Here is a 15,924-nt window from a genome sequence, read left to right as displayed (position 1 = left end):
CATCGATAGCTATATTCCAAAAAAGTCTATTCGCTACTATTCCGGTTAGGTGTCAACACCAATATGACTACTTGAGAAACTATCTAGAACTAGTTATATCAGGCAATTTTAAGGAAAGTAAGCCCCTTTTAATCAACTGCTCAAGATGCATTCAGTTTAGTTCCGCATGCGTCGACAAATTAGGCGTATCGCACTAAATAGCGGCAACGACAAATTAGTTGTTGAGAATAGTTTTTATTTGATTTATATTGATACAATATAACAACACATTATTTAGGAGTCGTTGTCGTGAAACCCAATATCCACCCTGATTATCAACTTGTTGCCTTCCATGATACATCGGTTGATAAGTACTTTATTGTTGGTTCAACCATTAAATCAGACAGAACCGTTGAACTAGATGGTAAGACTTACCCTTACTTCCCAATTGACGTCTCTAGTGCGTCTCACCCTTTCTACACTGGTAAACAGAAGTTGGTGGCAAGTGATGGTCGAGTTGCACAATTTAACCGTCGCTTTAAAAACCTTGCGACTAAAAAAGGATAAACCAGATGAAAGTACTGAGCTCACTCAAAAGCGCTAAAAATAGACCGGGGTGCCAAGTCGTAAAAAGACGCGGTCGGGTTTACGTAATTTGTAAATCTAATCCGCGATTTAAAGCAGTTCAAGGTAAAAAGAAGAAGAAACGTTAAAGGTCAAAATAAGTAACCTGAGCTGCGGATAATTAATGCCTTTCTAGCAGCCAGTTTTAGCGCTAACTGCATGAATTCACTTCCAATAGCCAGCTATTGGTGCGTACATTTGCCTTGCCTACAGGATGTAGGTACCTTAGCGAGAGCAGGACGCGGAAGCGGTGTTTTCCCTAAAACTCTCTGGCTAGACAAGGAGAAAACTAAGCTGTGCTTTAGCAACAATGAGTTGGAACATTCCTTATCCAAACCTCAGGTTAAGTACGTTTTAAAGGTGGGCATTGCCCACCTTTAGACTATTTAAGGCTAGGGCCTGTTTATCTTTCAAGAAAGGTCAGCTGGCCCTATTCTTTTGCTTCCCACAATGAGAATTCGCCTAGTTGAATTAGCCTTCCGCCAGCACCGCCAATTCCACCGCCTTCACGGGTATGCTCAAGTTCCAAACGATACTGGGTGTACGCATTTGGACTCTCGATAGCAAAGCTATAGTATTCCATCGTATTAGGTAGTTCGTTGAACTGTTGAGTATCTAGCGTAATCCAATTCGTACCGTCATTTGAGCCCTGTAGCTGCCACGCATTTGGAAAGCGATGAGGGTTGTCTCCCGCTGTCGCTAATGAGTAGTATTTTGCTGTTTTAGCGCTGTCAAACACATAGTTAACCTGGGCCTTATCAACCTGTTTTATCGGCAACAAGTCAGGCGCATATTGTGCAAGCCAAGCAGGGGCTTCCAACACCACATTAAATTTAGACGTAATATTTCTATCATTAAGCTTGTCTGCCCCCTCATTAAAAGGCACAAGTGCAGTTCCGTTTGTTGTTACCTGAGTGCTAGTGGGTGCAAAGTTCTGATAGCCAAGTGGTACTGGTGGTAACTTACCGACGCTTGCAAGGTAGACTTGATACTCTTCAAATACTGCATCAATCCCCCGTTGTTCACCAAATATAGACTTAAAAGCGGTGTCTAAACTCCACGCATCAAGCGTTTTTGCTGCCGCATTAAACTTACGGATAAAATCGGTGTTACGGTGACTGTTTTCTACCCACTCAAAGAAGAATGCTGTTTGATCGTAAGCATCAACATTGTAGTGTTCCATCCAGCGAACTCCACCGCGTCTATGCTCTAAGTAACCAGCATCAATTCGAATAAAGTTAGCCAGCGCTTCTAAGTAGGTATGATAATCCGTGCCCGGACGATATTCACCTTCAGCCGGAACATTATTGTAGCCATGAGTCAGCTCATGCCACAGCACGCCAATAACTTCGTTACGGATAGCCTCATCTCCAAGACCCTCTAGGTTGGCGATGTGCTTAACATCAAACCTAAGCTCCATAAATTTGCCTTCACCGGCCTTTGAAGCCGGCGCATCAAAGTCTCCGGTAATAAAAGTAACGTGCTCAAAAACGTTGATTTCGGTTACATTATTAAATAAGCGCTTGGCAATCTTCAAAGAAATCTCATGAATAAGGGCATTTAGATCTGGTACCGCACGTTCAAGCGCCAGCTGTCCAGGGTGCTCTGGTAGTTCCTTTTTCACTTCAATCACAGGCTCTGGAAACCCTGCCCATGGCGAGACTGGATCCCACACACGGATAAAGTCTTGCTGAACTAATGTCGCTTCCCCTTTGTCGTTACTCGCAACCAGTGTAATGGTTTTTGGCCCTAAAGCTTCAAACTTAACCAATGGGCTTTGCTCTGTACTTGTCGCAGGAATACCACCTTCAAACGTCCACTGCCAGCTAGTCGGGTTAACTAACGACTCATCTCTAAAAACAATATACTCAGAGACTTCTGGAGTCGTGTTTGTCGCATTAAATGCGACGATAGGAATATCCGATACCGTTTTGATTTCGAGTTCCGCTAGTTGCGTAATATCAGCACCATAGCTATCCGTACCACCATGTACTAAATCAAATTTGAAGTAGCGATACTTTTCGCCGCTTTCGGCCAATTCAAAATTGCGAGTCAGTCCTCGAGCAGAGAATACTTCTCCCGCTCTTGAGTCCAGCTCAATCCAATCTGATTTATCATTTGAGCCATATACGACCCACTGTTTTGGATCTCGGTTTGCTTCATCGTTTGCTGACGTAAAGCTATATTCTCTAAGTTCAATCTCTGTCGCGGCTTTAAACACTACAGTGACGTTTGACGCAAAAGCCAGGAATTTTGTACTCGTGTTAGCGTCGATAAGTTTGTCGACACTTTCACCTGCGGGCGAGGCTTGTACACCATCCGCTAAAATAGCCTCAATCTCAACCCCAGTATCTGAGGTGATATTACGCAATGCGCCAGAGTCTGGCTGCCCGGATGATTGAGTCTGTTCAGGTTTATCACGTTCAACAAATTCAGAACCATCATTACAGCCTATTAGTGTCGCAGCGACGGCCATTGCCACCGCTGATAGCATTAATTTTCTCATTTCGTTACCCTTTATTATTAAAATTGGTAGTTAACTTTTAGTAAGAACTCGCGCCCGTTCGTGTCGTAATTACCCGCTTTATAGAATGGGTAACTTCTAAACGAGTCGTCTTGAGGCGGCATCGCATTTAATAAGTTTTGAACCGTAAACATCACTCGCGTATTGTCATTGATGTAATGGCCAATGGTTAGGTTATGCTTTATCCATGCAGGTAACTTTTCTCTTTGACCAAAATCAGCACCGTTCCAATTTTTTCCTTTATAATTTACCTGCCATGAAATTGCGGTCTTTTCCAACTGCCAAGTCAGGTTAAACGATGCCATATCTTTGAAGTTATAGTTATCTTGACTGTCTAGCACATCCTCAAGCGGATCTTCGGGACGAAGCTTTTCTTTTTTCTTTAAAACATGGCTGTAATCAAGCTTATAAATAAACTCACCAAGCTCTGACTCAAACGTGCCCTTCACACCAAAGTTGACGCCGCCATGCTGCCTTTCCGCGGCGTTTATATAACCTTCTCTGATAATTGCTGCGGTGTACGGTAACCCTTTTTTCGTGTTCCCTAACCAGTCGGTTGCCAGACCATCTTGATCAAAACGCTGTACTCTGTCTTGCATATTGGCGCATTTAGCAGAAGATGAATCAATTAAGCCGTTTTCACACTTCCAGACATTATCAAGAATTTCGCCAGACCCAAGTCGAGTAATTTTGTCTTTTAAGACAATGTCATAAACATCAACATTGAATGACAGCTCAGGGGAGTACTCATACACAAGACCGAACGTTAATGAATGACCAGACTCTTCTTTTAAAGTTGGATCGCCTGCCGAGATTGTCTCAAAGTCAGCATCTAGCTTTGGCTCATTGCTATTTGTTGTGTCTAAGTCTGCACAGCTGATAGTTAATGCATCAGCATTATATTGAGCGGGATCCCCTGTGGTTTGAAAACGTAGACATGCATCTGCAATCACTCTGTCCGAGCCTCGTCCAAAGTTACCAGCAAACCCTTGATATACTGAGCTCATGCTAGGACCACGGAACGTTGTGCCATACGCACTTCTTAGCATCAGCGCGTCAGTAGGAGAATATTTAAAACCAACTTGATAAGTAAATGCCCCACCAACATCAGAAATATCATCATAGTGGTCATAACGCAGCGCTATTTCACTAGAGATCTGTTCAGTAATTGGGATCATAAATTCTGTCGCCGCAGCATAACGGTTACGTTCACCATCGGTGATAACGCCAGTTAGACCAACAAACTCTTTATTTAGTATTCTGCTATCGGGCGTCGCCCTCGTCCCTTCTTTCATCAGCTCAATATATGCGGCAAAAGACACAAACCCTGCTGGCAACTCAAATAAATCCCCGGACAGATCTGCGGTTAGGGTTTCATTGAACGATAAGCCATCGTAGGTTGCCCAATCAGCCATGTTATACATATTGTCTTGGGTCAGAGGCGCAAAAAAAGCTTGGTAATTTGGACGGTAGATTGGCATGCCATCAACCTCTCCCAACTTTGGTCCTTTTAGCCAGTTATTTCCTTCAACCGTGTGGTGCAAGTACCTATCAGAGAAATCGTATTGTGAACGGCTGAAGCCAACGGAGTAATAGTAATCTGCTACCTCCCCTTCAAGACCAAAACTAAATGAATAAGATTTATCATCGTATACTCGACCTAAGCCATCATTTGTATATTCTGAATCATTCACTATCCGCCACATATACTTAACTGGAGCGCCATAGCCACCAGCTTTATTTTTGATATCTGGATCCCAAAACATGGATCCGTGAATTGACTCTGCATGAGCAAAGAAGAATGGATTTCGTGCCCCTTTCTTTTCTTGATCGATATAAAATCCGTTAACAAAAAAACTGTGTTCGTCGTTGATGCTGTACACCGAGTTGATATACAAACTCATGGTTTCAACTTGGTTACGGAGCAAATTGTTGCCGGTTTCATCCCACCCACAGCTTAGGCCGTAATCATTGCGGCTAATAAAGTGCTGAACCGCAGTCGGGTGTGGATTATCATCTGTATTACAGTACTGCGCTGAATATTGATTTTTGAACTCGGTATTCTCAGCCCATACGGTAATTGAACGATTGAGCTCTCGCTTGTTTGTTGGATCTGGATTATCCCAAACGCTGTCATGAAAAGGTCTGTCGGCACCAGTTAGCGCCTCTTCCGTCTTGTATTCTAGTGAGTAGTCAAACGTAAAGTCGTCTTGCTCAAAACCACCAACAAACGACAAGCCTTTTTTATCACCCGTACCATAAGTATCCTGGCCATAGAATGCTTCAACGACATGCTCGTCCATACCTTTTTTGGTGATAATATTGACTACCCCAGCCATCGCATCTGAACCGTAGATTGCAGAGCCTCCGCCGGATTGAATATCGATGCGCTCAACCATCGCCGTTGGCAACATATCGAGATTAACAAAATTGGTTTGGCCACCGTACGGCATTGGGTAATAAGCCAAGCGCTTACCATTAACGAGAATTAGTGTGTATTCAGGTCCAACACCTAACAGGTTTAACTCTTTGGCACCAGGTGTATAGGAGCCAGTTTCTACTTCACCGAGAACGGCACCACTGGCGGCTGAAATACTACTCAGTGCATCATACACTGTGTTAAAGCCACTTCTGACCATATCAGCGGAAGAGAGACTTTGGACATTGGTAACACCTTCAATGGCGATACGCTTGATACGAGATCCTGTCACCTCAACGCGTTCTATTTCTTCTGCTTGTTCTTCTGTTGCGGCTGTTACTGAGTTAGTTGCTACCGCTGCTAGGACAGCAGCAGCGATCAGGCTATGTTTATATATTATTGTTGTCATAAGACCCCCACAATTTAAAGGAACGTTCCAATTTTTATTAAAATTTCATTTCTCCCTTAGCAAAACCAACAAAGCTTCAGGCAGAAATCAAAAAGGGAACGTTCCAATTATGAGCAATAAAACAAACCTGTCAACAAATTATGTACATTTACAGCATAGTGATGACAAGTTGTAATCATCTAGTTCTTGCTAGTTCACTGCAATTTCTTGGCAGTTAGCTCACTTTGATAGCGAGACCAGAGCTTATCAAGAGGCTCTCCAGTAACTGATTTTATTGCATCTTCAAATGACCAATCTTCTATTTCTACCGCTGTTTGATTAAAACGATAGGTAAAATCTGGATAAGACTCAGCGAGCCACGCAAGAAAAAACCCTGTATTTGTGTATCCACCAATCCAAGAATCCGACGGCTTAGGTGAACGGGTTTTATGGTATCCCGCTTGAATTCGAATGAGATCCGCCATTCCTTCAATAAATGCATGTACATCGGGCTCAGAATAACTTCTCTCTTTTGGAAATAGCTGATATCCATGTGTAAGTTCGTGCCAGAGCACACCAAGGAGTTCGTATTCCACTTGCTCATCTGGCTGCGCAGCGAGTTTTTCGGTGATGTACTTTGAACTAAACACGATTTCCATATTTGTTTCGTCTCCAGAACGATAGGCTATTGTGTCCATCCACTTTAGCCTAAATGTAACTTGCTCAAACTCTGGCAGCTCTGCAAAGTGTTTGTACAACCTAGGGGCCAATTGGCGAGTTACGTCATCCACCGTAGTGGCTATATCAGGAAATAGCGCTTGCAGGCGTTTCGACCCTGCCGACTCAGTATCTTCGATAACCACTTTGACCTTTGGCGGCTCAAAGCCTTTCCATGGTTGATTTGGATCGTATATTTTTAAATAGTTCGCACGGGTTTTAAGGTCGGAGCCATGCGCATTTTTAGTCATTAGAGTAACATCGTAGTTACCAGGCTTGTCATAAACTACTTCAACACTTTTTGTGGTTGGCAGCTTCGTTTTGCCCTCAGCCTTCCACTTTAGTGCTGTTGGTGAGTTTGCAGATATCGACTGCAGAGAAATTGGCTCATTAAGCTTGGCAACGGTTTTATCTGCAGTAAAGTTCGCCAGTGGTAAACTTGTTTGTGCATAGAGCGCCAGATCAGCGATTTGCAAAAAGCGGTCGCCCCACTGCGTTTTACCTTCCTGTGCTACAGTAAAGCGCACGTACCTCGCATCCGTTGTTTTGGGTAGGTCAAAAGCGAGCGTTTCACCTCGCCTTGAAAATACGATATTATTGCGTTTATCAGCCTCTTGCCAAGCCTTGCCATCTGTAGATACGGCTACAGTCCAATGCTTTGGATCTCGCGCCGGGGCATCTTGGGCTGAGGTGAGACTATATTGTCTGAGCGCTTTTACGTCTTTCAGATCAAATACAATCTCAGCGCTAGATTGCTTAGATAAGAATTTGCTTTTTAGCGACCTATCAACTAATTGCTCTATCCCCTCACCTTGGATTTGCTCCTTTACGTCACTCGTTACAGAGAATGCATCGCGTTCGGTGATGTCGTAGAGCGCATTGGCACTTGCTAATGAGGAGCCACAAAATGAAAGTAAAATTAGACTGGCTAATGAGGAGGTTTTCATTGAAATTTCCCAGATTAAAAACAAATATACTGGATCGTTCCAATTAATAATGCAACTTATTTTGAGTAGATTTTCACGTAATTTTTAATAAGTGCAGAAAAGGATAACGCTATTTCACCGCTTTTTGGATTTTATAGAGAACTAACGAGCGACCCTGAAAAATCAAACTACCACTCGCTAGTATTTTGTCATCCTCAACTAAAGCCAAGACAGATGAGCAAAGCCGCTGCGATAGAACAAGAAATAACCACAGCGATTAGATAAGTTAACTATTCGAATCTCAGCTTAACTACCAAACAGTAATTCCCAAAAGCTCGGTGGTTCGTGTAGTTTGTGGTATTGCTTTCTCAGCTCATCAATTTTTAAAAGCATTTCACGAGCTTTCTCAACTCTTCCCGAGTCTATTTCATGACTCGCTTTAGTAATGGTTTCGAGTACTTTATTCAAGCCCGCAACTGACTCGGCAGACACCTCTTGCTTAAACTGAAATTGCTTACTTTCATTAACGAGTGTAGTCAGCTCGGTTAAGTGCGCCTGCATTTCTTGAGCAGATTGCGCTTTCATAGCCTGCTTATAAATATGACCCATTTCCTTCATGGTTTTATTCAGTTCGCTTGACTCATGCGCAACTCCAGACATCGAAAACAACAACACGAATGTAAATACGATTTTTCTCATCAAAGTCCCCTTACTCTTTGCCCGCTAGTATAAAGCAATTAACGTATGAGCTAAATTCAATGCTATGAAAAATATGCTGATCCTGAATAGCATTCAAAAAACAGGCAGATAGCGCAACGATTCTAGCGTAAACTATACTCATAACTAACGACGTCGCGTATTTAGCAGCACACTTTTTGAATATCAAAAATGTAGAGACTTATGATCCGAAAATTGTTGTTCATCTTTTTACTCTTATCGCCGATGGCCGTGCTATCTGCACAACGATTCAACGTTCAATTTGTAAACCCTGGCTTTGCAACAAAAAATCCTACAGGGGATTTTTGGTATAACGTCAGCAACGTGATGACTGCGGCCGCTACTAACATGAATATTTCCCTCAAAATCAGTTATGCGCAGCGCAACCATATTTTGATGAAATCGCTCGTAGAGCAAGCCTTGAAAAGTGATGCTGATTACCTTGTGCTGGTTAACGAAAAGTCGAGTGTCGTTCCCTATTTGTTAAACACCAAAGCCACCAAAATCAAGATTATTTTCTTGCTCAACGGACCGACTAAAACAGAGGAAGTAGCTCTGTTAAAGTCAGGACACCAAATTATTGGCACCATTGAGCCAGACAATTTCCAAGCCGGTTTTAAATTAATGCATCAACTTGCGCGAAAAGCACTTAGGTCCTCCAATCCATCGCAACATGTATTAGCTTTGCTAGGAGACGTGGCGACGACTGCGGCATTAGATAGACAAAAAGGCATGCGCGCTTATCTTGAGCACCATACAAAGCTAGAATTAATCGCAGAGGCAAATTGTCAATGGTCTCAGAATGAAGCTTATCGTCTCACTAAAGCGTGGTTACAGCGAGACTCCGCAATCACAACCGTTTGGGCTGCTAATGATCCTATTGCTTATGGCGCGTTACTCGCTGCTAAAGAGTTAAACCGTAAGATCGTCATAGGTGGGATTAATTGGGATGAAGGTATTGCGCCAAAGTTAGATGTTTCGATCGGAGGGCATGTGTTGCTTGGGGCCTATACTTTAGCTCGGCTAGCACAATATCATAGAGACTTTACACCAATAGACAGCGTGACCTTGTCTATTTTCGAATCGCTGGATGACGCTCACTTACCTTTGTATCATGCCATACATGGAAACTTTCCTGAACACCTGGACTTTTTACGTTACATTAACGATCCAGCGCAATTTACCATTACAGAACTAACTCACTCACTTAATAAAAATAACCACAATAATAATGTGAAGAATTGAGAATTTAAGAACGATTAATTAATGCAATAAACAAAACCCAGAAAGATAATGCAATTTACACCTGTCTAATCTTTACGCATTGACAGCGATGTCAACACCTGTTTTAGTAACAAACGTAAACAACATGTAAAACAGGTGAAATATGAAAAACAGTAATACAGTAGTAAAACTTCTTAAGCTTTCGACCCTTAGCGCTTGCGTTTGTGCAAGCCTTTCAGTTGCTCACGCAGATACACAGCGCGTTATTGTCACGTTAAAAGACAGCGCAACACCAAATGTTCTGCCAGTGCGCTTAAATCAAGCGGAAACGGCGCAGTTTAAAGCGCAGGCTTTGTCTGAAGCTGCCTACTCCACCTTGGGTACTGCTGCAGTCAACACATTGCCAAGCATTAATGCATATGTCGCCGAAGTTTCTTCTACGCAAATGCAACAACTACAAGCAAGCGGTAATATTGCACACGTAGAAGTTGACCCTAAACGCTATTTGCCAAGTGTAAAAACTTCGGCAATTGATTTACTCGCTGAAACCACACCTTATGGCATTAATATGGTGCAGGCTAACCAAGTATCTGACGGCTACAGCGGCAACCGTAAAGTCTGTATTATGGATACAGGTTATACGCTAGGTCACCAAGATTTACCTAGCACAGGCATTACAGGTAATGATGGCTACGGTAACTACGATACAGGTGTGTGGAGTAACGATGGTAACGGCCACGGAACACACGTTGCCGGCACAATCGCCGCTTTAGGTGGTAATGGCACAGGTGTGGTCGGGGTGAATCCATCAGGGCAACTAGGTCTTCATATTGTTAAAGTGTTTAATGACCAAGGCCGCTGGGCATACGGTTCCGACCTCATTAAAGCAATTGAGCAGTGTGAGCAGGCTGGCGCCAATGTAACCAGCATGAGTTTAGGTGGCAGCGGCAGCTCTACGGCAGAACGAAGCGCATTTGAGCAGAGTTATCAGCGTGGCATGCTACATATCGCAGCCGCAGGCAACGCGGGTAATAGCTCGTTGAGCTACCCAGCATCGTATAATGCAGTTGTATCCGTGGCAGCAGTAGACAGTTCTGAGTCAAAAGCCTCTTTCTCTCAATACAACAGCCAAGTAGAAATTGCAGGCCCGGGTGTTGGTGTAAACTCAACCTGGAATAATGGCGCGTATCGCAGTATTAGTGGGACTTCAATGGCAACACCGCATGTCTCTGGTGTCGCAGCACTAGTGTGGAGCCACTTCCCGCAATGTACAGCTCAGCAAATTCGCCAAGTGTTGAATACAACAGCAAAAGACAAAGGCCAAGCAGGTCGTGATACTTCTTACGGCTATGGTATTGTGCAAGCAAAAGCGGCGGTTGATTATCTAACAAATAATGGTTGTGATACTTCAGGTGCAGTCAATGCAAACTTTAACTTCAGCGTGTCCGGCCTCACTGCGACATTTAACAACCAATCAACAGCAGGTAGTTATCAGTGGGAATTTGGTGACGGTGCAACAAGCTCACAAACTAACCCATCACACACCTACGCAAGTGCTGGTACATACCAAGTGACACTCACTGTGACAGCTTCAAATAACAGAACTGCTTCTAAGACTCTAGCAGTTACCGTTAGTGATGCACCAGCTGGCTGCAATGGTATCCAAGAATGGAATGCAACTAAGTTCTACAATACGGGCGACCGGGTTTCATTCAAAGGCTTTGAATACCGTGCTACGTACTGGTCACAAGGCGCAAGCCCAGAGATCTATTCAAACGTTTGGACTAAAGTCGCGCAATGTAAGTAATACCAATTAGTCATTTTAAGTGGCGCTTAAGCGCCACTGTTTAATGCTAACATTGCACTACAACACAGAATAACAGAGATCATAAGCCATTCTTTTGTTGAAATTGTCTCTTTAAAAAACCACATCCCAAGCATACTCGCGCTGATTATGCCAATGGCTCTTTTCAATCCTTCAACAAGCCCCGGCTGAATTTCGGTTAACGCATGCATTTGGAAGATAACAGCGACAGCGAATACCACTGCAGAAATAGTCCAGAGCAACCAATGTGCGCGGAAATTTTGATTTTTAAACTGTGGTCGTAACAAGATTAGATTAACAAAAAATACCATAAAGGTTAGAAACCCAGCATGAAAAGAGAGCGAGCTGTATTGCAAAGCCTGTTTATCGAACACGATGCAAAGCCCCCAGCAAAAAGAGGTGATTGCAACTTGTTTTGCACCTGGCTCTTGAAAAGAGAATCTGCCTCCTTGCAATAAAAATGAAGCGAGAACAATCGCAGCGATTAGCATTGACTGCAGCGTGGTTAAAGGTTCTCCAAGTAGCAACCAAGCAAACACACCTGCAAGTGCTGGAGTGATAGATAACAGAGGCAGGATAACCGCCATTCGCCCAAGCGCAAGCGCCTGAATAAAGTTTACGCTACCAATTGCAGCCAACATTCCGCTAGCTATCGCAGGCGCTAGATAAGCAGAACTTGGGAGCTGTTTGTCAAAAACCAACCAATAGCCTACGTATGCAGGTAAGACTAGCAGACTAAATATCACCGACATTTGTGCGGCTGAATAATGACTTGCTAGCCTTTTTCGTAAAAAATCAAATACAGCCCAATTTAACGCACTGAATAAGGCTATGGCCATTTATTATCCCTGTTGTAATGCTATTTCCGTTTGAAATTTCATGTAATCATTGATTTTTACATGGTCCGGTTTCCAACCCAACAGAAAGCGATAAAAGTCAGCCCACACCACAGGCCACAACGACTCCCACTCAGAAAGGATCTGAGCGATATCAATAGAGGCTGCTTTGCCTAATAATTCTATTCTCAACATATCTAAATACAATTTGAGATACTCATCGGCATGCAGGAGCTGTTCTTTTTCGTCTAATACCGACGTAATAAACAGCATTAAGTCTGATACACCAATACCCTTTCCAACATACTGAAAATCGAATCCCAGTGCTTGATCGCCATTAAAGGCAAAGTTAGCAAGCTTAGCGTCGCCATGGATCCAAGTATGCCAATGGCTATTTTTGATACGATCTCGTAATCGAGGTGCCGCTTGTTTAATGCTACTGTGTTGCATTCGCTCAAGTTCATCCGGTCGTGTATCTAGGTGCCAATAATTTCCTTGCTCCCACACATGCTCTGCAGGACTTTGTAAAAAGTGAGCATGGAATTTAGCTAACCACCCTATCACTGCTAATATTTGTGACTCGGATGGATTAGCGGTTTGCGAAAAACCTTGAGTTGAGAAGTCTCTAAAGACGATGTAGTCCATCCCTTCACTTACCCCTTCACCTAAATAACTCGGCGTATTACAGGGTGAGAGTAACTCGCATGCATGATGCTTGTAAAAGTGACGTTCTACTTGATAAGACTTAGCTTTACGCGCAAGCGCTACTGAAGATTGTTCAATTCGCCGATGTGCAATGTCACTAGGCACTTTAGTGCGCTTAATTGCAAGCTTCCCAGCATCATGATTGATAAATAACATATCACCACAACCGCTCCATAATTGTTGCTCTTGCTGTGTTGACATAGGCGCAGAAATTACATCGTTCGGAATACTTATTTTCACTGTGTTACACCCTTTTGTTATTTAACCTGAGAGCCGTTCAATAAATAGCCAAACTTCTTTATTGTATAACTCAGGTTACTTAAACACAGTACAACCCCTTACTTACTATTACGAATACCAATTTGCTTAATTAAGTGATCTATTTTGAGACGAGATAATCTTGTCGATAACTCCGCTACCGCATCCTGTTACCGCCAAGGTATCTACATCCATATAGACAAGGCAAAAATTTTGCTATTTAGTTGTTCTAAATAAAAATTTTAACGCTGTTAACGTCAGATATGCTCCTTCAAATTGAGCAAGTATTAACAAAAAATTGGTATAATAAGCAAACCGTTTTACAGTGCTTGATAATTATAGCTGGTGTTATTATCTTTACCCAACATGAAAAAGCCCTTAACCAATTGGTTAAGGGCTTTTACTTTTACAAAAAAGTTATTTGTTTAACTTACTCATTCACGGCTTGCTTGACTGTTTCTTTCGCACTTTGTTCCTCTAACAAGTTTAAATCGAAGTCAAACTCATCCACTCGGATTGCTTTTTCACGCTTGCGATTGTAATCAACCAGTTTTGCATACTCTTCTTCGTTGATAAGGTTACCAACGAGCGCATTATCTAATGTTTGTTCGAAACGAACACCTGGTTGGATCTCGCGCTTGCGAACTGCCTTTTTAACTTTGGCAAGCAGGTCAAGGCAACCCATCTTAGCTTTATATGCTTGCTCATTGATATCATGACCATCACCTGCGGTAGGCTTCACAAGATGAGTAAGCTGCGCTTTGATTGGCGTATCCATTTGCGCCGCGGCGGCTAATTCTCTGATCATATCATCATTAATTTTAGGCATTTGTTTGCCACTAAACTGCATCGTGATCACACGCATAAATTTACGAGTACCACTTGCCGGGAAGTTATCTAAGAATTTATGTAGCGCTTCTTCTGCACTGATAAGTGCATGCCTTGTCGCATAATGGAAATAAGGTGCTGCTTGCTCACGCTCTGCTACTGCTACTTTTTGCTCATAGTATTTGATTGAAGCCATCGCTGCATACAAGTGACTCATTACATCACCAAGGCGTGCTGACAGCATTTCTGCTTGTTTCAGTTTTCCACCTAGTACGAGCAATGAAAAGTCTGCGTATACCGCAAGCTTAGCTGCTAATCTATGCGCGGCTTTTTCATACGCACGCACTTCAGGTAATGGTGATTTTGCATCAGCAGTAAATGGCATAAGACCATATTTGAAAGCACGTAAGCTGTTGGCAACACTATAGCTAACTGTTTTTGTCAAAATACCACGGAATTTACTGTCGGCGTCTTTCTCTTCGCTGTGAATAGATTCAACCATCGACTGTAGATATGGGTGACAGCGCATTACACCTTGACCAAAGATCATCAAGTTACGCGTTAGGATGTTTGCACCTTCTACGGTAATCGCTATTGGCTGGGCAACATAACCGCTTGCAAGGGTATTCTGAGGACCATTTTGAATAGCCTTACCTGCAAGAATATCCATTGCTGAGTCCAATACGTCACGACCAGTTTCAGTCATGTGGTATTTTGCAATTGCTGTTACTACAGATGGCTTAAGACCCATACCTAAACCTTCTGTTGTTAATACCCGCATCGCTTCTTGCATGTATGCTTTGCCTGCAATATCTGCAAGCTTTTCTTGAATACCTTCAAATTGACCGATCGAGAGACCAAATTGCTCACGTACCGCCGCATATTCAGATGCCGATTTCAATGCGACTTGGCTAGTTGAAACACCTAGCGCCGGTAAAGAAATACCACGCCCTGCACCTAAGCAACTTACCAACATCTGCCAACCGCGACCGATATTCTTCTGGCCACCGATGATAAAGTCCATTGGGATAAAGACTTTTTCACCACGTGTCGTACCGTTATAGAAGCGTATTCCCATAGGGTCATGACGGTTACCAAGTTGTACACCTGGATGGTCATGTGGAATTAACGCACAGGTGATCCCTAGTTCTTTTTTACCGCCTAGTAATCCCTCAGGATCCAATACTTTAAAGGCTAAACCGAGTACCGTCGCAATCGGCGCAAGTGTGATATAGCGTTTGTCCCATGTTACTTCAAGACCAAGTACTTCTTCACCGTTATACATGCCTTTTTTAACAATACCTTGGTCCGGAATGCCACCGGCATCGGAACCAGCTTCAGGGCTTGTTAGCGCGAAACATGGAATATCACGACCGTTTGCTAAGCGAGGAAGGTAGTGCGCTTGCTGCTCTTTAGTGCCGTAATGAAGCAATAATTCACCCGGACCTAGTGAATTAGGAACCATCACCGTTACCGCTACCGCAGAGGATTTAGTCGCAATCGTACCTACAATCGTTGAATTTGCGTAAGGGCTAAACTCTAGACCGCCGTATTCTTTTGGAATGATCAAAGAGAAAAATCTCTCTTTTTTCAAAAATTCAAGCACATGCTCTGGCAAGTGTTTGCCATTTTGAATTTCCGAGTCATCGATCATACCCATTAATTCTTTAACTGGACCTTCTAAAAAGGCTTGCTCTTCTGTGCTTAGCTTGGCTTCAGGTACAGCACGAAGCGCCGAAAAGTCAGGCTTACCTTGATAAATTGACCCTTCTAACCAAACATCACCTGCATCTAATGCTTCTTGTTCTGTAATTGAAATGCTTGGGAGGATCTTTCTTAAATTCGTTCTTAGGCTCATAATTAACTCATCCGACCAGATAGATATATCTACATTACGGCATAAAAATTCGTTTAGATCAATTACTCTACTTAATTTTTTAACGGCTTTTTTACT

At 42.9% G+C, this 15,924-nt stretch carries 11 protein-coding genes; 4 read left to right on the top strand and 7 right to left on the bottom strand.

The window, feature by feature from the left end; translation table 11 throughout:
* Window positions 1-288: 288 nt before the first annotated feature.
* Window positions 289-546: a type B 50S ribosomal protein L31 gene (locus MHN32_RS05330; protein WP_010373063.1), complete on the top strand. Its 258-nt coding sequence runs from the start codon at window positions 289-291 to the stop codon at window positions 544-546.
* Window positions 547-551: 5 nt separating this feature from the next.
* On the top strand, window positions 552-692 hold the full coding sequence (gene ykgO, locus MHN32_RS05325; RefSeq protein WP_010373066.1) for a type B 50S ribosomal protein L36: 141 nt from the start codon (window positions 552-554) through the stop codon (window positions 690-692).
* A gap of 341 nt (window positions 693-1,033) precedes the next feature.
* On the opposite strand, the gene MHN32_RS05320 is transcribed toward ykgO, so the two are convergent.
* From MHN32_RS05320 to MHN32_RS05305, 4 genes are all read right to left on the bottom strand, one after another.
* On the bottom strand, window positions 1,034-3,109 hold the full coding sequence (locus tag MHN32_RS05320) for a basic secretory protein-like protein (protein WP_239421127.1): 2,076 nt from the start codon (window positions 3,107-3,109) through the stop codon (window positions 1,034-1,036).
* A 17-nt stretch (window positions 3,110-3,126) separates the two neighbouring features.
* Window positions 3,127-5,955 (bottom strand): TonB-dependent receptor, encoded by a 2,829-nt coding sequence (locus MHN32_RS05315; protein ID WP_227387897.1) that lies wholly within the window; start codon window positions 5,953-5,955, stop codon window positions 3,127-3,129.
* Between the two features lie 194 nt (window positions 5,956-6,149).
* Complete coding sequence (locus MHN32_RS05310; protein ID WP_239421126.1) at window positions 6,150-7,598, bottom strand: basic secretory protein-like protein; 1,449 nt, start codon at window positions 7,596-7,598, stop codon at window positions 6,150-6,152.
* 285 nt (window positions 7,599-7,883) lie between these two features.
* The gene (locus MHN32_RS05305) at window positions 7,884-8,276 is read right to left on the bottom strand and encodes a cytochrome b562 (protein WP_239421125.1); all 393 of its coding nucleotides are present in this window, start codon (window positions 8,274-8,276) and stop codon (window positions 7,884-7,886) included.
* Between the two features lie 201 nt (window positions 8,277-8,477).
* Between MHN32_RS05305 and MHN32_RS05300 the strand changes: the two genes are divergently transcribed.
* Window positions 8,478-9,539: an ABC transporter substrate-binding protein gene (locus tag MHN32_RS05300; protein ID WP_239421124.1), complete on the top strand. Its 1,062-nt coding sequence runs from the start codon at window positions 8,478-8,480 to the stop codon at window positions 9,537-9,539.
* A 142-nt stretch (window positions 9,540-9,681) separates the two neighbouring features.
* The gene (locus tag MHN32_RS05295) at window positions 9,682-11,325 is read left to right on the top strand and encodes a S8 family serine peptidase (protein WP_235367373.1); all 1,644 of its coding nucleotides are present in this window, start codon (window positions 9,682-9,684) and stop codon (window positions 11,323-11,325) included.
* 26 nt (window positions 11,326-11,351) lie between these two features.
* Here MHN32_RS05295 and MHN32_RS05290 read toward each other — a convergent pair whose 3' ends face one another.
* The 3 genes from MHN32_RS05290 to MHN32_RS05280 all read right to left on the bottom strand — a co-directional run bounded on the left by MHN32_RS05290 (window position 11,352) and on the right by MHN32_RS05280 (window position 15,828).
* A complete protein-coding gene (locus MHN32_RS05290) occupies window positions 11,352-12,182 on the bottom strand; it encodes an EamA family transporter (RefSeq protein WP_239421123.1) in 831 nt (276 codons plus the stop codon).
* Between the two features lie 3 nt (window positions 12,183-12,185).
* Window positions 12,186-13,124, bottom strand: coding sequence for a phosphotransferase (locus MHN32_RS05285; RefSeq protein WP_174169263.1), 939 nt, complete (start codon window positions 13,122-13,124; stop codon window positions 12,186-12,188).
* Window positions 13,125-13,572: 448 nt separating this feature from the next.
* Window positions 13,573-15,828: an acyl-CoA dehydrogenase gene (locus tag MHN32_RS05280; protein WP_239421122.1), complete on the bottom strand. Its 2,256-nt coding sequence runs from the start codon at window positions 15,826-15,828 to the stop codon at window positions 13,573-13,575.
* Window positions 15,829-15,924: the final 96 nt, after the last annotated feature.

It is taken from the genome of Pseudoalteromonas sp. Of11M-6 (assembly GCF_022347905.1).
In the GTDB taxonomy this organism is placed as follows: Bacteria; Pseudomonadota; Gammaproteobacteria; order Enterobacterales; family Alteromonadaceae; genus Pseudoalteromonas.
Note: the sequence above shows the minus strand (reverse complement) of the source record. Positions and strands in the feature narration are given on the sequence as shown.